Here is a 17940-nt window from a genome sequence, read left to right as displayed (position 1 = left end):
GAAGAGATCATACTTAATGAGTCTTTAACTCTTATTACCCATCATTAATGCGTCTCGGGAACCAGCTCGGCTGCCGCCTTGGGACAAGCGGAAAGATAGCCCGCGTGGTGCAGTCGCGTTTTGTGAAAGACCCGATCGATGGAGCAGATGGAGGACCTGTCGGCCCTTTTTCTCGATCCGCCGGGATCAGCCGGGCGGCTCGGCGCACCGGATATCGAGCTGATCGGCATGGTCCGGACCGCGATCGTGTCCGGCGGATTGGTCCTCGCGACGAGCCTGATCGCGGTGGCATCGGCCGCCACGCTGCATATCGGTCCTTTCACGCACAAGGATAGCGCACGGGCGCCCAGCGTTTCGATCCATCTGGACGGCATTTCGTCGCCGGCAACGGCGCCTCCTTCGGCCGACACGCCCATCTATCCGGAGATGCTCATCGCACAGGATCCGGGTGACGAGGCCTGGCAGCGGATGCTGGCAGGCGCATCGGGTGCGCCGCACGATCTGCCGATCTCGGTCACGCCGATCGGCGCGGTGAAGCCGATCGGCGCCACTGCGACATTGGCATATCGGACCCTGGACGCATCGCCGCCGACCTGGGGCAAGCTTTCGGCGATCAGCGGCCTGGCCGCCTGGGATCCGTTCATCGTCATTCCCGGCAGCCCGACAAACGACCTTTTCACCAAGAGTGCCGAAACGGCAGAGCGCGTGGCCGTTGCGGCGCTTGCCACGAGCACGCCCGGCCCACTGACTGCCGCAGCCGACAGCACGCCTGCCCCGGCCTTGACCACGACACCCGATCCCGCGCCGTCCACATCACCGACGCTGCCTCAGGCCGTCACAGCGCCGCCGTCGCCACCGGCTGTCTTTCACGCGCCTCCGCCACCTTCTCCCACCTCGCCGGCCGGAACCGGCTCGAGCAACCAGCCCGGCACACCAACTCCGCCGGTCACGCCCGTACCCGAACCGGCAAGCTGGATCAGCTTCATCATCGGTTTCGGCCTGATCGGATTCACGCGCCGTCGCCCGGCGGCGGGCGGCCTGCGCCGCGACGCCTGATCGCCGCGACGGTCTGTCATTCTCGCCGGCGCCACGCGGCGCGGCGCTCTTCATCAATCGCCACAGGAGCTTGCCGATGGACCGTCTGGCCCTCTTCATTCCGCTCGCCAAGGCCGATGCCGCCCGGCGGCTCGTCTACGGCCATTTCGACGAGACCCCCGATCGCGCCGGCGAGGTGTTCGATTATGCCAGCAGCAAACCCCATATCGCCGCCTGGTCGGGTGGCATCGCCAAGGCGTCCGACGGCAAGAGCTACGGCAATATCCGCGCGCAGCATGGCCGCAATGCGTGCGGCAAGCTGGTCGATATCAGCTTCGACGATGAGCTGAAGAAGGTCGGCTTCGTCGCCAAGATCGTCGATGACGACGAATGGCGGAAAGTGGAAGAAGGTGTCTACACCGGTTTCAGCCCCGGCGGGCGCTATGCTAAAAGATGGCAGGACGGCGCGGTCAAACGCTACACCGCCGACGTCCGCGAGCTTTCGATCGTCGATGTGCCGTGCAACCCGGCCGCGACCTTCACGATGATCAAGGCCGATGGGGCGGAAGAGCCGGTGCGCTTCATACTGGCCAAGGCTTACGAGCCCGGCAATGACGCGACCCTCGATCGCGCCGCCGCGCTGGCGCAGGCGGCGGGCAGAGCGGGCCGCCGAAACGACTTCGTCGCCAAAGCGCGCGCCGAGCTGATCGCGGAAAATGCGGACGAGGCACTGGCCAAGATGGCAGATGCTCCGCCGCCAGACGATGCCTCCACCGCCGCCCCAGCGACCGAAAGCGGGACGTCGGACGCCGACCAGATCCAGTCCATCCATGACAATGCGGTTTGCCTCGGCGCCGTCTGCACCCCGGCCGAGAAGGATGCGCTCGCGGCAATAGTGGCGGATCGGGACCGGCTGGCCAAGGCGGTCGAGGAGTCGGCCCCGCGCGTCGAGGCGCTGACCGAACGGCTGACCCAGGCGCTCGCCGAAATCGAGATGCTCCGGCGCCAGCCGCAGCCCGCCAAGGGCCAGTTGATCGCGATGGAGAAAAGCGCGGTGCCGGCCGAGCGTGGCGAGACGCTGGCCGAACGGATCGCCGCGCTTCCCAACGGGCCGGTCAAGCAGGCGGCTATCCTGGCCAGCGTAGGCGCGGCCCGGCGCTAACCAAAAGATCAGCCCCGCGCTGGGGAGAATTACAGGTTTCGAACATTCTCAGGCCGCTCCTCACCGGGCGGCTTTTTCTTTGGAGAAAGCTTCATGACAGCCATCACCCCGCGATCGGTGTTCGCCGATCGGCTCATGCTCGACATCAACGGCGTGCAGAATGCCGACGACCGGCGCCACGGCTTCCTCACCTTCAACCGCGCCAACGAGACGCTCGATTTGTTGAAGGCGACGCTCGGCAATCCAATGAGCGGCGATCAGTTCTATGACGGCGCCGAGGATCTGGCCAAGACCGTTACGCTTGGGACGGGCCTCACTTATTACGATCTGCGCGCGCCCGCGCTGAACCTGTTCCCAACCCTCACTCCGTTGCGCAACGCCATCCCGCGCAACCAGCGCAAGAATCCGGGCGATGCGCTGCGCTACAAGGCGATCACCGCGATCAACGGCTCGGGCTACAACTGGACGCCCTTCGTTCCCGAAGGGAAACGCGCCGGCCGCATGACCTACAGCCTCGTCAACAGGACCCTTTCTTACGCGACGATCGGCGAGGAGGATTCGATCACGGAGGAGGCGATGTACGCCTCCGAAGGGTTCGAGGACGAGAATTCGATGATCCAGCTGCGGCTGATGCTGAAGACGATGGTCAAGGAAGAGGCCGGCATCCTTGCTGGCAACAACTCGCTTTCGCTCGGCACACCCGCCACCCCCACCCTCTCGGCTTCGGGATCGGGCGCGACCCTGCCGGCCGCGACCTATTCGGTGATCGCCGTCGCGCTGACCCAGCTCGGCTATATGCAGTCCACGCTCGGCGGGGGCGTCGCGACGACGCAGAACGTCGCCTCGGCCGATGGCAGCACCTTCACCCTCAACGGCGGCGCCTCCAACAAGTCCGCGGCCGCGACCCAGGCGGCGACACTCGGCCAGACCTTGTTCGCCACCGTCGCGCCGGTGACCGGCGCGGTCGCTTATGCCTGGTATGTCGGCACGTCGGGCAACGAAACGCTGCAGGCGATCACCACGATCAACTCGGCGAGCTTCGCAGCACCGCTCGCCGGCAGCCGTCAGGCGGCGACCGCGATTGCGGCGGATTATTCGAGCAATAGCGGCCTGGCCTTCGACGGGCTGATGACGACCGCTTTCCTCAATGCCGGCGCCAACAGCTATTTCGCCTGCCTGCCCTCGGGCACCGCGGGCACCGGCACGCAGCTCACCGCATCGGGCGTGGGTTCGGTCAACGAGATCGACACGATGCTGAAGAGTATGTGGGACAATTACCGGATCAGCCCGACGGTGATCTATGTCAGCTCGCAGGAGCTGAAATCGATCACCAAGCTGGTGCTGTCGAACGCGACCTCGCCCTTGCTCAAATATGAGGCGCAGGCGGATGGTGGCGACGGCTATCGCCTGACCGCGAACGGCGCGGTCGCTTTCTACTTCAATCCCTACACGCCCGATGGCGGCACCAAGATCCCGGTCAAGATCCACCCCAATCTGGCGCCCGGCACGATCCTGGCGTGGGCGGAGAAACTGCCCGCCTGGTACGTCTCGAACGAAACGCCGCTGGTCGCCGAGATGCTGACCCGCAAGGATTATTACACCCAGATGTGGCCCAAGGTGACGCGTCAGCAGGATTATGGCGTCTACGCGCAGGAAGCGCTGGCGGTTTACGCGCCGTTCGCCGCGGGCGTGATCACGAACATCGCGCCGACGCCGTAATCTTGTCTCCGCCCCGGGTTCCTTACTCGGGAGGAGGACCGCATCGCCCAGCGATGTGGTGGAGGGGATTTTCCCACCGTCGTGCCATCCCCTCCGCCATCGCTGGCGCGACGGTCCCACTCCCCGTTCCGGGGAGAAGACTTTCCGGGAGACGATCATGAACATCACCCGCTTCCTCGCGCCGCCGCATGTCGATGCGGCCTTTCTTTCGCGCGGCAAGGTCGCCGTCGTCGACGGCGTCCTCGAACTGGCCGGCGATATCGCGCATGGCGACTGGATCGGGCTTATCGCCCACGGCTTCGCGCTTGCCGAGACTGTCGCGGCGAAGACGCCCCCGGCCAAGGCCGAGCCGTCCCCGCAGAAGGGCGCCTGAGCCATGGCGCTGGCGGATCTCACCTCGGTCGCAGCGGTCAAATCCTATTGCGGGGTGGAGGGGGATGCCGATGATGTCGTGATCGCGACGCTCGTCACCGCCTGCTCGGCGTGGATCCGCGCGTGGCTCAATCGCGACATCACCACCGCCAGCTATGACATCCGCCGATCGGGGCGCGGGACGGCTGCGCTGCAACTGCCCCAGACCCCGATCCGGACAATCGCCACACTGGAGGTGGACGGCCAGCCGATTCCGGCGCAGGCCGCATGGGGCCTTCCTGGTTTCTACCATGACGACAATCAGGTCGCGCTGGTGGGTCAGCTCTTCACCCGCGGCATCGCCAATATCCGCATTCGATATGATGCGGGTTACGATGTCGTGCCCGCCGATATCCGGCAGGCCTGCAACGAACTGGTGACGCTCCGCTACAAGCTGCGCGACAAGGCCGAATGGTCGTCCAAGTCGCTTGCCGGCGAGACCGTGTCGCTCGTGCAGAAGGACATGCCCGCGTCGGTCGCGACGCTGCTGCAAAGCTGGCAGACGGTGGTGGCGCTATGATCGATCTGCAGATGATCGGTGCGGACGCGATCGCCGCCGGGCTCGACAGCCTCGCGCCACGGCTCACCGCCGAATTGCAGACCAGCGTCGGCGATCTGGCGCTGCGGCTGACGCGCATGATCCAGCAGGACAAATTGTCCGGTGCGGTGCTGCAGACACGCAGCGGCCGCCTGCAACGATCGATCCGGCCCGTGATCGAAAGCGACGGCGGCAGGATCACCGCCACCGTGACCGCCGATGCCCCCTATGCGGCGGCCCACGAATTCGGCTTTCACGGCACGGTTTCGGTGCGGCAGCATCTGCGCCGGATCAGGCAGGCGTTCGGCCGGCCCATCGCCGAGAAAAGCATCACCGTCCGCGCACACGCTATGCGGATGAACCTGCCCGAACGATCCTTCCTGCGATCGGCCCTCGCCGATCTGCAGGCCTCGGGCGCGGTCCAGGGCACGATCGACGCCGGCATGACGAGGGCCATTCCATGAACCGCGAAGCGATCCATGCGGCCCTGTTCGCGCTCGTCTCGGCCGCCGACGGCCTCGTCACTACGTCACGCAAGCTCAAGCATTGGTCGGACGTACCGGCCAGCCAGCGCCCGGCGCTGTTCCAGGCGCAGGGCCGCGAGACGGTGCTGGCCACTGCCGCCAACGGGCTGCCGTCGCGATGGCTGCTGGAGGCAACGCTCTATGTCTATGTCTCCACGTCAGGTGCATTGTCACCCGGCGAGGTGCTCAACCCGATCCTCGATGCCGTGACCGCCGCCCTCGACCCGACACCTGCGGGGGCACCGCAGACGCTGGACGGCCTCGTCGAATATGCCCGGATCGACGGCGCGATCGAAACCTCCGAAGGCGCGCTCGGCGATGACGAGGTCGCGATCATCCCGGTGAGGATGCTGACACTTTAGCCCCTCCTCTCGCCCATGCGTGGCGGGCTTTCCAATCCCATCACTCGGTCCGCCATGTGCGGCCACAACCAGGAGCATGTCCCATGCAAACAATATTCGGCGCGGGTAGCCTGATCGGCACCGCGACCACCGACGCTTATGGCAACACGCTGTCCGACCCGACTCCGGTGCAGTTCGGCGTGCTGCAGAATGTCAGCCTCGACATGAGCTTCGACACCAAGGAGCTTTACGGCCAGAACCAGTTTCCGATCGCGGTCGGCCGCGGCAAGGGCAAGATCAGCGGCAAGGCATCGTTCGCGCAGATCAACGGCATGCTGCTGAACAGCCTGTTCTTCGGCCAGGCGATGACGAACGGCTCGATCAGCGATGTGATCAACCCGCCGGCGGTGGCCATTCCGGCGACCCCGTTCACGATCACGCCGACGATCCCCGCATCGGGCACCTGGGCCAATGATCTGGGCGTCACTGACGTGAGCGGCCTCCCCTATACCCGCGTCGTTTCGGCGCCGACGGCCGGACAATATAGCGTCGCCGCCGGCGTCTATACCTTCGCCGCGGGCGATACCGGCAAGACCGTCATCATCAGCTACCAATATACGGCCAGTTCGACCACCAGCCGCAAGCTCGCCGTGGTCAATATCCCGATGGGCTACGCGCCGACCTTCCGCATCGATTTCTTCGTCTCGCAGAACAATAAGCCGCTGATCGTCAGCGCCAACGCCTGCCTGTCGACCAAGCTGTCGATGGCGACGAAGCTCGACGATTTCATGCTGCCCGATTTCGAGTTCACGGTCTTCGCGGATCCGCAGGGCAATGTGCTGACGATCGGTACCGCCGAATGAGCGCCCTCGTCCATTTCCTCGGCCGCACATTCGAGCTCGCGCCGTACAAGCTCGGCCAGATGCTGGAAGCGGCGCCGATCCTTGACACGCAACAGGCGCGCAATGCCGCGATCGGGGAGCGGGCCGGCGTGACGATCCTGCCGACCGACCCGGCCGATGTGCGGCTGGCAAAGTCCCGGCAGATCACCGCCGCCATGACGACCGCCGAGGCGCTGCAGGAGGCGGCGGACGCGATCCGCATCCTTCATATCGGCATCGCCAGGATCGATCCGTCGATCAGCATCGAGCAACTGCTGGATGATGTCGACCCAACCCCGGAAGGCATCGGAGCGATCATAGCAGGAATGCTGGCTGTGCTCGGTCAGAGCGGCCTGAACCAGGGGGAAGCGGCGGCTCCCACTCCATTGAGCGACGGAGCGGGAGCCTAGAGACACAACTTCGCACTATCCTGTTCGAACTGATCGCAGCCGGTATCGAAGGCGGATCGAAAAGCGCGCTTCTGGCCGACTGGACACTGTGGGACATCGGTTGCCTGCGCGATCATTGGGCTGAATATGGTCCGCCGCTCCACATCGCCTTGGCCGCGTTGGCCGAGGGCTGGGGAATGAAGCTCACGAAAGCGGCATCGGTGCCGATCGTCCCGGACGACCCGCTCCAAAGCCTCGGCGCTCTGCCGGCCGGCAGGCTGGAGAAGCCACGGCTGGGGCTGCCGTCCACGTCCGAATGAGAGGAAGCTGCCATGGCCGACACGCATTTCAAGGTCATATTCGGCTCCGAAATGGCGGGCCTGATTGCCGGCATCAATGCGACAAAAGAACAGGTCGCCACGTTGGCGCCGATCGTCCAGCAACTTACCGGTGCATTTCAGGGGATGGGATCGCAAATCGGCACATCGATGTCCGCCGCTGCAGGCGCCAGCGGACATCTGACGCAGGCCATGCGGGAGATGCACGGTGAGATCGAGCGCAACAACAAAAACTTGGAGGAGGCTGCGGCTCGAGCTGAAAAAGGCGCTGGTGCCTATAAGGAATTCAAAGACAAATTCGACATGGTCAAGGATATCGCAGGTGCGGTAGGCGCCGTGGCCGAATTCTCCCAGCGCATGGGCAAGGCAGCGGAGGAAACCACCCAACTCTCCCACCACCTCCACACTACCACCGGCGACGTCCAGGCCATGCAGGCGATGGCATCGGTAACCGGTACCAAGATCGATGTGTTCGCCGGGGCGATGCAGGGGCTCGATCATACCTTCGCCGCTGCCAAGGCGGGCGGCAAACAACAGAATGATGCCCTCAAAGCGATTGGCTTGTCGGCCAACGGTTCCTACGGCAAGATGCAGGTGCTCACCGCTGCGATGGGCAAATTCTCCGGGATGGCGGACGGGCCGGCCAGAACAGCGCTCGCGATACAATTGTTCGGCAAGGCCGGTGCCGATCTGCTGCCGGTTCTGGACGCGAATAAAGAGCAGATGGGCACCTTCACCAAGGTGCTGAACGATTACGGCGTCAGCAATGATGCGGCGGTGGCCAAGGGCAACGCTTTGGCTGGCGCGTGGGCCACCAACACGATCGCGATGCAAGGCCTCAACAACATCCTGACCGATGCGCTCGCCCCCATCTTCACCGTCATAGTCGATCGCATGAATCTGCTGATCAAGGCCTTCATCGACAGCTATACTCAAGGGGGTATCGCCGCCCTCCTTTTTTCCGAGATCAAACTTGTCGTCGGCGAGGTCGGCGCTGCAATCGACGCCTTGGCCGGCGTGTTCAGCGATCTTTGGGACGCTGTCAGCGAAATCACGCATGATATCGCGTCGGCGATTACCGATCTTTTCGGTCAAAAGCTGCCCAGCGACGTCAAAATCGGCAATACCTGGCTGAACGTCATCAAGGACACCTTCGTCGTCCTGAAGGACGTCGTTATCGTCGTCATCGAGATTATTCGCGGCCATATCGAAGTCATCGTAGGCGATCTACGTGCCTTCGCCACCGTGGCGCACGATGCCTTCACGCTGCAGTGGGGCAAGATCGCCGGCGACTGGCAAGCCGGCATCGACAGCATGGCGGCCAAGGTCGAAACGACGGCGGGCAGGATCGCAGCCGCGATGCACGAGGCCGGCGCGGCGATGGCTGCGGCGACACGTGGCGAGGCGCCGCCGCCTGCCACCGCACCGCATCTCAACCTGCCGCAAGGTAGGAGCGAGGGCGGAGAAGACGAAGGCGCGAAGCCGAAAACAGGCCGCGGCGCCTCGGCGAGATCAAGGAAGAAGGCCGCGGGAGGCTTGCAGGAAGACCTGAACCTGCAACTCCCCCCGATGCCGACCGCGCTTTCCCCCGCCAAAGAAATCAGGGTGTACCAGGAGTTAGCGGATAAAACCGACGCCATTTCAGTGAACTCGCAGGCGAAACGGACCAAAGCGGAGCGGGATGGAGAGGCCCAGCGATCGCAGATCGAGAAGCAGGCTATCAGCGCGACCTCGTCCCTGTGGGCGCAGAACATCTCCAAGCTGCTGACCCTACAACAGAGCTTTGGCGCAACCTTGAAGAACATTTATCAAGGCATGGTCAGTATGGTTTCGGATGCGTTGGCCAAGACGCTGCAGAGCTGGATCTCGGCTGAACTATCCAAAACCGCGGCTGTTCTTTTCGGGACGAGCACCCGGACCACTGCGGAAGAGGGCGCTGCTGCGAAATCGCTGGTGCTATCGGCGTCGACCGCGATCAAGCAGATCGCCCATGCCGCTGGCGTCGCCGCCGCGAATGTATGGGCGGCCGTGGCGAAGATGGGCCCTTATGGCTGGATCATCGCGCCCGCGCTCGCCGCGGGCGCATTGTTCGGTGTGATCAAGCTTGGCCAATCGGTTTTCAGCGCGGAAGGGGGCATGGGCTCGGTTCCCTACGACAACGCCCCCTTCCTGCTGCACCGGAACGAGATGGTGCTCCCCGCCAGTCTCGCGAGCCCTCTGCGCGCGATGCTTCAAGGCGGCGCGGCCAATATGAACGCGCCGTTTGCCGCCAACGACGCCGGCAACAGCAATGCCTTCCACTATCACGACCATAGCGGAACCATGACGCCGGCGCAGATCGTCGCCAACCGCGCGGCAGTCGCCAAGGCGTTCAGAATGGCGCACCGCGAAGGACATTTCGCCGGAATGAACCTTAATATCTGAATGGGAATTGCGCTCCCCCCGCGGGATCAGGCATGGTGGGTCCGGGGACAGGGGCCGGGGATGCAAGCAACGCCAATCGAGATCGCAGTGACGGTCACCTTGTGGGTACTGCTGACAGGCGCCGTCATCTTTGGCGTTTACAGGGCCATCCGCAGAATCGGGACGTCGCGCGCGAACGCGCGCCGCTTCGAGGAATATTATGAGAGCACCGCCATACGCACCCAGATCTAGGCGGGCGGGGATGTCGTACAATCGGTCAGCGATGACCAGATCATCGGCATCAATATGGAGTCGAAGATCATCGCACTCGGCACGATGACGGCCCCCAGTTATTATTACTTTTCGTCTTTGGTCGATGCGGAAATCATGGTCGATCATGGTTTGAAGGGAAGCGACAACTCCTTCACCATCGGATCGGGCGATTACAGGATCGGCACGATCCGCGCGCAGGAGACGATCAAGGCGTTAACTTTGAAGGTCACGGTTCAGGATACTGCAAATCCGGTCTACCGGATCCGTTTCTTTCAGGCGTTCGGCGCAGGCGCCGATCCGACATCGAAGAGCGTCGATCGGGCGCTGCACGATATCGAGCGCGTGCATGCAAATCTTCTCTCGATTGTGCGCATGAAGGTTCCCGTCCCAACCGCTGAAGAGCAGATAGCCATATCCAATACGATCAGCGCCCCTGTTTCGGCACCGGTGGAAATTCCGTTCAACCATTGGCCGCACATCGTGATATCGGTGCTTACCAGTGGCATGTGGTTACCTTTTTACGCATTTTTCTATACTTTCCGGCGAAGATACGATTTCGGTGACGATTGAGCGGAGAAGATAAGGTCAGTGCTACAAGTTCGGGGGAGCCTCGCGATTTGCGCTTCTGCGTGGCTGCTCGCCGCTGCCGCGCCGCCGATGGATTACGGCCCGGCGCCGACCTGGCGGCGCGCCATCGATCTCTCCGAGGATTATATCCGGTCGCTGCTGGACGATCCCGATTCAGCCCGGTTCGAATGGCCCAATCAGGTGACGCGAGGCACGCTCAAGATGCCCTTCGAAAAGACCAGAAACGGCTATTACACGTGCGGCTTCGTCAATTCGAAGAACCACTTCGGCGGCTATTCGGGCCGTGTCTGGGTGATCGCGCTCGTTCGCGACGACCAGGCTGTGTTTGCCGAACTGGGCCAGCGCGACGGTGCCGATATGGTCACCGCGATGTGCGAGCGCGCGCTCAAGACCGGATCGATCCACCCAATCGCCGACGGCCCGGGGGACGGGCTGATCGGCCCCGATCCGGCGCGCTAGCGCATCGCGATCATTGGAGACGGGCGCCCAGCTTGACCGTCGAGGTCATATCGAGCTTGAGATTCGGGCAATATTTGTTCCAGCTTTTGCCGTCCTGATGGGGGGTATCATTATGATAGACCACCGTCTCGCGGTTCATCCCGCCAAAGCCGTTTTGGGCGCGATAGCGAATGCATAATGTTTTGCCGTCGTCACTGGCCCATGCCCCTTCGATCGTGAGGGAATCCGGGTTCCGGACGTTGCGGACGAGTGCTTGCCCCGCGGCAAGCGCGGTGACGCCCCGCAGGTCACGCCCCGCCTTCACTTTCGGATCCTCCTGTGCGGTGCCATCTTGAATGTCGGTATCGGATGAATTGCCCATCGCATTGCCGCCCGCGTGGTGGCCCATCGTCAAAGCCGCGATCAAATCGATGCCGACGATGATCAGGACGCCGATGCCGATAATCTTGAGGATGCGTCGCGGTTTGGGTTTTTCCGAAGGCGGGAAATTATAGCCGCAAAACCGGCAAACATCGGCCTCCGCTTTGACCGTCTCGGCGCATTGCGGACACTTCTTTTCCTTGGCCATCTAATTCCCCCGTTTTCGTTACGCTAGCGGTGGGTATAGCGATTTTCAACTGTCCGATTGGCAATGTTCTCGCCCCGGAAATATCCGGACAGTCTTCCAGCACCATAAAAGCACTATTTTTCAACATCCTGAGCAATCGACCGCACCTTTGCGTGCGCAGGAGGTGACGTGACGCAATCTTATCTGCCTTCGCGGTGGCTGATCACGGCGCCGAACTTCGCGGACGATGTGGATGTCTTCCCGTTACTGCCCGGCTTCGGCTTCGTCGCATCCAAGCAGCCGCAGTGGAATACTGCCGTCAGCCAGGCCTCCTCGGGCCGCGAGCGGCGGCGGATGGCATGGTCGTACCCGCTGTGGAATTTCAAGGTCGCTTATGAGGTGCTGCGCGACGGGCCCAACTATCGCGAACTCGAGCGGCTGCAGGCCTTCTTCAACGCCCATGCCGGCAAATATGCCGAATTCTTCTTCTGCGATCCGTCCGACAATCATGTGGCCGACCAAAGGTTCGGCACCGGCGATGGCGTGACGACCGGCTTTCAGCTGAACCGCACGATTGGCGCCGGCAATCTGACTTTCGCGGAGCCGGTGCGCGGCCTCTTCAACACGCCGATCATGAAGGTCGACGGTGCCGTCACCAGCGGCTTCACGATCGGCCCCCTCGGCCGGATCACCTTCGCGTCTCCACCGAATCCGGGCACGGCCCTGACATGGTCGGGCAATTTCCTGTTCCTGTGCCGCTTCGATCAGGACGATCTCGATACGCAGCAGTTGATGCAGGGATTATGGTCCCAATCCGGGCTCGCGTTCGTCACGGTGAAATCGTGAAGGCCGCCTCGCCGGCGCTGGCGACCCTGCTCGACAGCGGTGCCGATTTCCAGATGGCCGATTTGTGGACGCTCACCCTGTCGGGCGGCGCGGTGGTGCGCTGGTCGGGCGCGGACATCCCGCTGGTCGCCAACGGCAACACCTACATGCTCGGTCCCGCGATCGATCGCGGATCGATCGCGGAGAAGATCGGGCTCGAGGTGGGCACGCTGACGATGACGATCACCGCCAATGCGGACGATCGGATCAACGGCACGCCGATCATCCCGTTCATCGCCGGACGCGGACTGGATGGCGCGAACGTGCGGCTGGAGCGCGCCTTCCTGCCCGATTGGAGCAGTGCGGTGACCGGCACCTTGCTGCGCTTCGCGGGGCGGGTCACCTCGGTCGGCGAGATTGCGGGGTCCTCGGTCGAGCTGACCGTGTCGAGTTGGATGATCCTGCTCAACGTCAACATGCCGCCCAATCTCTATCAATCGGCCTGCCTGCATACGGTTTACGATGCCGGATGCGCGCTGAATGCCGACAGCTTCGCATCGGCCGCAACGGTTTCCGGCACGCCGTCCCGAACAGCTTTCGCGAGCGGACTGACAGGCCACAACGGCGAGTTTGCGCAAGGCAGGGTCAAATTCACGTCCGGCGCCAATACCGGCATCGCGCGCACGGTGAAGTCAAACGACGGAGCCGGCAATTTCATGCTGATCAGCCCGTTGCCGGCGCCATTGGCGGCCGGAGACGCCTTCACGGCCTATAAAGGCTGCGATCTGACGAGCGCGACCTGCACCAGTCGGTTCAACAATATCGCCCATTTCAAGGGCACGCCCTTCTGCCCGGTCCCGGAAACCGTGCTGTGATGCGCGACGCGGTGGTGGCCGAGGCGCTGCGCTGGGAGCGGACGCCCTATCATCCGCAGGCGCGGGTTCTGGGCGTGGGCGTCGATTGCGCGCAGTTTCCGGCGGCGGTGTACGAGGCGGCCGGCCTGATCCCGCACATAGCGCCCGATTATACCCCGCAATGGATGCTTCATCGCGACGAGGAGCAGTTTCTCGGCTGGGTGCGGCTTCATGCACGCGAGATCGGGCGCGACGCGATCGGGCCGGGCGATTTCGCGATCTGGAAATATGGGCGTTGCTACAGCCATGGCGCGATCGTGCTGGAGCCGCCGCAGGTGATCCACGCGGTGATCCGCGGCGGCGGCGTCTGCCGCGGCGATATGGATCGCGACAGCGAGCTGGCGAGCCGACCGGTCAAGTTCTTCACGTTGTTTGAATAAAATCCTCCCCGGCGAAGCCGGGGAGGATTTGGAGGAGTCTCCTATGGGCGGGAAGCCAGCCTCGACCGGGCCGACCAAGCTCAACCAGATTAGCGTCCAATCCTCCACGCTCGGCGTGCCGTTGACGATCGGCTGGGGGCGCGGACGGGTGAAGTGCAACCTGATCTGGTATGGCGGCTTCCAGGCGATCGCGCACAAGAGCAAGCAGGCGGGCGGCAAGGGGCTGGGCGGCGGCGGCAGTACGACCGATTACAGCTATACCGCATCGGTGATCCTCGCGCTGGGCGAGGGACAGATCGGCGGCATCAACACGGTCTATCGCGACAAATCGACCTTCACGGGTGCGACCGCACTCGCCGATTGCGGGCTCAGCCTCGCGAACGGCGCGCAGGCGCAGCCGACATGGGGCTATCTGACCAGCCATTTCCCGGCGCAGGCGCTCAACTATAGCGGCATGGCCTACGTCTATGCGCAGGATTATGCGCTCGGCGACAATGCCACCCTGCCCAATCACAGCTTCGAGGTGGATTTCGCGGTCCAGCTCGGCGGTGGCGTCCACGATGCCGACCCCAAGGACATCGTCAGCGATTTCCTGACCAACGCCAATGCCGGGCTGCCGGGCTGGCCGGCGGGGCTGATCGGCGACCTGAGCGATTGGTCGCGCGCGTGCCGGGCGAACAACCTGCTGTTGTCGCCGGTGATCGACAGCCAGCGCCAGGCCTCCGATTTCCTCGGCGAGATCATGAAGGCGACCAATTCGGACGCAGTCTGGTCCGAAGGCCAGCTCAAGATTGCGAGCTATGGCGATGCCCCCGCCAGCGCCAACGGCGTCGACTGGACCCCCGATCTGACCCCGCGCTACGACCTGACCGAGGACGATCTGATCCCCGACGACGGCAAGCCGGTGAAGCTGGAGATCGTCGACCAGTCCGACGCCTACAATATGGTCCAGGTCGAATATCTCGATCGCGCCAACCAGTACAACACCGCGATCGCGCCGGCGCAGGACCTCGCGAACATCGTCCAGTACGGCCGGCGCAAGCAGGACCCGACCACGCTCCACAGCATCTGCGACGCCACCATCGCGCAGAATGCGGCACAATTGCTGCTCCAGCGCACGCTCTACATGCGCGAGACCTACAGCTTCACCCTGCCGTGGAATTTCGCGCGGCTCGAGCCGATGATAGACACCGTCACCCTCACCACCACGACCGACGAATTGCGCCTGGATCGCAAGCAGGTGCGCATCACCGGGATCGAGGAAGACGAAGATGGCAATCTCGCCATCACCGCGATCGGCATGGACATCGGCGTCGCCTCGGCCGCGCAGTACAACGCCCATTCGGGATCGGGCTATGCGCCGAACCTCGATATTTCCCCGGGCCCGGTCTCCGCGCCGATCCTGATCAATGCGCCGACCTCGCTCACCGGCGGGACAGCGGAGATCTGGTGCGCCGTGGCCTCCTCCAACCCGAATTGGGGCGGCTGCGAGGTCTGGATCAGCGCCGACGACATCGAATATCAGCGGGTCGGCGCGATCGTGGCCGCGGCGCGGATCGGCGTATCGACCGGCCCGCTGGCCAGCCATGCCGACCCCGACACCGCCAACACGCTGTCGGTCGATCTCAGCGCGAGTGCGGGCCAGCTGGCGAGCTCGACCGCGCCGAACGCCAATGCCGGCGCAACTTTGTGCCTCATCGGTACCGAGCTCGTCGCCTATCAGACCGCCACGCTCACCGCGGCCTGGCATTACGACCTGACGACATTGCGGCGCGGTCTGTATGGCACCGCGGTCCAGTCGCACGCCGCCGGCCAGTCGTTCGCGCGGCTGGACGATGCGGTCTTCAAATTCGGCTATGGCGCGCTCTCGCTGGGTTCGACCGTCTATGTGAAGCTGCCCTCGTACAACGTGTTCGGGCGCGCGATCGAGGATCTCGCGGCGCTCGCGGCCTATACGGTCCAGCTCTCGCCGAACGTCACGGTCGGCACCGGTTCGCTTGGCGCCTACACGTTGGTGAACCGTGAGAATTGCTTCGTCGATGGCCGGACGATAACCAAGATCACCGGATCCAATGGCTGGGGCGATGGGTCGGTCGTGAGCCAGGAAAGCTTCATCGGCGGATGCTTCTGCGGTTTCCAGCCGCTCCAGACCAATGCGTATATCATGGTCGGCCTCAACGCCGATCCGGCGACCGACGACAGCTACGCATCGCTCGATTTCGCCTGGTATGTCGATGGTGTCGGCAATGCCTATCCCTATGAGAGCGGCGCCCCGGTGGCCGGCCCGTTCGCTTATGCGGCCGGCGACGTCTTCATGGTCCGCTACGACGGCGCGGCGGTCTCCTATTTGCAGAGCGGCGCGGTGCGACACGTCACGACCGGGATCGCATCGACATTGCAGCTCTATCTCGACACCGCCTTCGCCACCGTCGGCGGCAAGGTCACCAACCTCACGTTCGCGGGCACCGGCATTCAGGGCATTTCGGCGCCGCTCCTCACGCTGTCCTCCACCGCGCAGACCTTCACCTACGACGGCACGGGCGCCGCGGCGCCGTCGGGCCAGACGATCACCCTGACGGCGCAGTTGCAGAACGTCACGGGCACGGCGAGCTTCACGGCCACGCTCTACGATGCCGCGAACGGCAGCCTGGGAGCCGCCCCGCTCGGCGGATCGGGCAATTCGCGCACACTCGCGATCGGCGACTTTTCGGCCGCGGCCTATGCGATCGTCACGGCGACCCTGGGCGGCCTGAGCGATCAGGAAACGATCGTGCGGCTCCGCAACGGATCGAGCGCGATCGCCGCCTTGCTGACTAACGAGAGCGCGACCGTCGCGGCCGACAGCGCCGGCACGGTGGCGTCGTTCGCCGGCGCCGGGGGCAGCATGCTCCTGTACCGGGGCTCGACGCTGCTGACCGGCGGCGTGAGCTACAGCGTGGCGGCGGCGAGCGGCGTGACGATCGCGATCGATGGCGGGGGCGCCTATTCGATCGCGGCCCTGTCGGCCGATCAGGGGGTGGCGACGCTGCGCGCCACCTATGCCGGCGTGGACTACGACAAGGTCTACAATATCTCGAAGTCGCGCGCGGGCGTGGCCGGTGCGAACGGCGCCAATGGAGTCAACGGCACCAACGGAACCAACGGCACCGACGGCGCCAACGCCCCGCTGCTGGAGATCGAATATTCGGGGGACGGATCGAGCTGGCACGGCACCTACGCAGGGTCCGACGTCTATATGCGTCTGTCCGCCGATGGCGGCGCGACCTGGGGGAACGCGCAGCTCATCCGGGGCGGCGACGTCACTTATGCGTGGGCCCGCTCCGCCGGCACGCCGGCGGCCCCGCCTTCGGCGCCCGGCAGCAACGATCGCCCGCCCGCGGGCTGGTATGCGGCCGATCCCGGCGGCGCGGGTCTGCTCTGGATGACGTTCGCCCGGTTCGGCGGCGACGGCTACAATTACACCGGCTGGAATCCGCCGGTGCAGGTGGAGGGAGTCAATGGCGCCAACGGGGCGAACGGCGCGAACGGCCTGTCCGCCTCGATCTCGCCGGCGGCGCTGACGATCCCGTGCACATCCGACGGGACCCCGAAGAGCGGCCTGCCGGCGAGCGCGCAGATCGCCTTGTTCGACGGCGCGATCGATGTCCGTGCGAGCGCGAGCTATGCCATCACGAACACGAACTGCACCGCAACGGTCAACGCCACCGGTCAGGTGAGCATCACCGCTCTGTCCGACGATCACGCATTGGCTGTCGTGACGGTCAACTATGGCGGCGTGACGCTGCAGCCATCGATCAGCATCGCCAAGGCACGCGACGGCAGTGCGGGCGGTGCGGGCGCGGCGCCCTATAGCGCGACCCGTATCGATACTATGGGCACGACCTCCTATGCCGGGACGGTCGTCGTCGCGAACGGGCAGACGGTCACCCTCAATGCCATTGCGATCATCTTCGCGGGCGGTGGATCGCCGACGGTCACGCTCACCGCGCAATATTCGCTCGACGGCTCCGCCTTCATCGACATGGGCGGCGACTACACCAGCACCGTGACCATCTTGCACAACGACACCGATGGCCCGGGGGTGGCCGGCACCTACACCAACACGAGCGGCGCCACCCAGGTCGTGAGCTTCCGGGTTTTGCTCACGAACGTCGGGGGAACGCCGTCCGTCCAGGGCGGCAGCTACATGCAGCCGAGCGTCGCCTGATCACCA

19 protein-coding genes are annotated in these 17940 nt (G+C 64.2%); 18 read left to right on the top strand and 1 reads right to left on the bottom strand.

What is annotated here, in order from left to right; translation table 11 throughout:
- Positions 1 to 138 precede the first annotated feature (138 nt).
- The 14 genes from AB4Z44_RS21820 (at position 139) to AB4Z44_RS21755 (ending at position 11061) form a co-directional block, all read left to right on the top strand.
- Positions 139 to 1056: a PEP-CTERM sorting domain-containing protein gene (locus AB4Z44_RS21820; RefSeq protein WP_404711751.1), complete on the top strand. Its 918-nt coding sequence runs from the start codon at positions 139 to 141 to the stop codon at positions 1054 to 1056.
- A gap of 76 nt (positions 1057 to 1132) precedes the next feature.
- Positions 1133 to 2197 (top strand): hypothetical protein, encoded by a 1065-nt coding sequence (locus AB4Z44_RS21815; protein ID WP_404711750.1) that lies wholly within the window; start codon positions 1133 to 1135, stop codon positions 2195 to 2197.
- A gap of 93 nt (positions 2198 to 2290) precedes the next feature.
- The gene (locus tag AB4Z44_RS21810) at positions 2291 to 3916 is read left to right on the top strand and encodes a hypothetical protein (RefSeq protein ID WP_404711749.1); all 1626 of its coding nucleotides are present in this window, start codon (positions 2291 to 2293) and stop codon (positions 3914 to 3916) included.
- 157 nt (positions 3917 to 4073) lie between these two features.
- Positions 4074 to 4289: a hypothetical protein gene (locus AB4Z44_RS21805; RefSeq protein ID WP_404711748.1), complete on the top strand. Its 216-nt coding sequence runs from the start codon at positions 4074 to 4076 to the stop codon at positions 4287 to 4289.
- Between the two features lie 3 nt (positions 4290 to 4292).
- The gene (locus AB4Z44_RS21800; RefSeq protein WP_404711747.1) at positions 4293 to 4847 is read left to right on the top strand and encodes a hypothetical protein; all 555 of its coding nucleotides are present in this window, start codon (positions 4293 to 4295) and stop codon (positions 4845 to 4847) included.
- A complete protein-coding gene (locus AB4Z44_RS21795) occupies positions 4844 to 5329 on the top strand; it encodes an HK97 gp10 family phage protein (protein WP_404711746.1) in 486 nt (161 codons plus the stop codon). Before AB4Z44_RS21800 ends, AB4Z44_RS21795 begins: the two co-directional genes overlap by 4 nt.
- Positions 5326 to 5751, top strand: a complete 426-nt coding sequence (locus AB4Z44_RS21790; protein WP_404711745.1) for a hypothetical protein — start codon at positions 5326 to 5328, stop codon at positions 5749 to 5751. The genes AB4Z44_RS21795 and AB4Z44_RS21790 overlap by 4 nt, the downstream gene beginning before the upstream one ends.
- An 83-nt stretch (positions 5752 to 5834) precedes the next feature.
- A complete protein-coding gene (locus AB4Z44_RS21785; RefSeq protein WP_404711744.1) occupies positions 5835 to 6593 on the top strand; it encodes a hypothetical protein in 759 nt (252 codons plus the stop codon).
- A gap of 59 nt (positions 6594 to 6652) precedes the next feature.
- The gene (locus AB4Z44_RS21780; RefSeq protein WP_404711743.1) at positions 6653 to 7021 is read left to right on the top strand and encodes a hypothetical protein; all 369 of its coding nucleotides are present in this window, start codon (positions 6653 to 6655) and stop codon (positions 7019 to 7021) included.
- A gap of 176 nt (positions 7022 to 7197) precedes the next feature.
- A complete protein-coding gene (locus AB4Z44_RS21775; RefSeq protein WP_404711742.1) occupies positions 7198 to 7320 on the top strand; it encodes a hypothetical protein in 123 nt (40 codons plus the stop codon).
- A 12-nt stretch (positions 7321 to 7332) separates the two neighbouring features.
- On the top strand, positions 7333 to 9762 hold the full coding sequence (locus tag AB4Z44_RS21770; RefSeq protein WP_404711741.1) for a hypothetical protein: 2430 nt from the start codon (positions 7333 to 7335) through the stop codon (positions 9760 to 9762).
- A 60-nt stretch (positions 9763 to 9822) separates the two neighbouring features.
- Complete coding sequence (locus AB4Z44_RS21765) at positions 9823 to 9993, top strand: hypothetical protein (RefSeq protein WP_404711740.1); 171 nt, start codon at positions 9823 to 9825, stop codon at positions 9991 to 9993.
- 54 nt (positions 9994 to 10047) lie between these two features.
- Positions 10048 to 10584, top strand: coding sequence for a hypothetical protein (locus AB4Z44_RS21760; RefSeq protein ID WP_404711739.1), 537 nt, complete (start codon positions 10048 to 10050; stop codon positions 10582 to 10584).
- An 18-nt stretch (positions 10585 to 10602) separates the two neighbouring features.
- Positions 10603 to 11061, top strand: coding sequence for a hypothetical protein (locus AB4Z44_RS21755; protein ID WP_404711738.1), 459 nt, complete (start codon positions 10603 to 10605; stop codon positions 11059 to 11061).
- A 10-nt stretch (positions 11062 to 11071) separates the two neighbouring features.
- Here the strand turns inward: AB4Z44_RS21755 and AB4Z44_RS21750 are convergent, their stop codons facing one another.
- Positions 11072 to 11629: a zinc ribbon domain-containing protein gene (locus AB4Z44_RS21750; protein WP_404711737.1), complete on the bottom strand. Its 558-nt coding sequence runs from the start codon at positions 11627 to 11629 to the stop codon at positions 11072 to 11074.
- A 168-nt stretch (positions 11630 to 11797) separates the two neighbouring features.
- On the opposite strand from AB4Z44_RS21750, the gene AB4Z44_RS21745 reads away from it, so the two are divergent.
- The 4 genes from AB4Z44_RS21745 to AB4Z44_RS21730 are packed head-to-tail and all read left to right on the top strand — an operon-like array spanning position 11798 to position 17934.
- Positions 11798 to 12454, top strand: a complete 657-nt coding sequence (locus tag AB4Z44_RS21745) for a DUF2460 domain-containing protein (RefSeq protein WP_404711736.1) — start codon at positions 11798 to 11800, stop codon at positions 12452 to 12454.
- A complete protein-coding gene (locus AB4Z44_RS21740; RefSeq protein ID WP_404711735.1) occupies positions 12451 to 13308 on the top strand; it encodes a DUF2163 domain-containing protein in 858 nt (285 codons plus the stop codon). Before AB4Z44_RS21745 ends, AB4Z44_RS21740 begins: the two co-directional genes overlap by 4 nt.
- Entirely contained in the window at positions 13305 to 13727 is a 423-nt protein-coding gene (locus AB4Z44_RS21735; protein ID WP_404711734.1) for a hypothetical protein, read from the top strand. Before AB4Z44_RS21740 ends, AB4Z44_RS21735 begins: the two co-directional genes overlap by 4 nt.
- Positions 13728 to 13770: 43 nt before the next feature.
- Complete coding sequence (locus AB4Z44_RS21730) at positions 13771 to 17934, top strand: phage tail protein (protein ID WP_404711733.1); 4164 nt, start codon at positions 13771 to 13773, stop codon at positions 17932 to 17934.
- The last annotated feature ends 6 nt before the right edge of the window (positions 17935 to 17940 follow it).

The sequence above is a fragment of the Sphingomonas sp. MMS24-J13 genome (genome assembly GCF_044905095.1).
Taxonomy (GTDB): Bacteria; Pseudomonadota; Alphaproteobacteria; order Sphingomonadales; family Sphingomonadaceae; genus Sphingomonas_I.
Note: the sequence above shows the minus strand (reverse complement) of the source record. Positions and strands in the feature narration are given on the sequence as shown.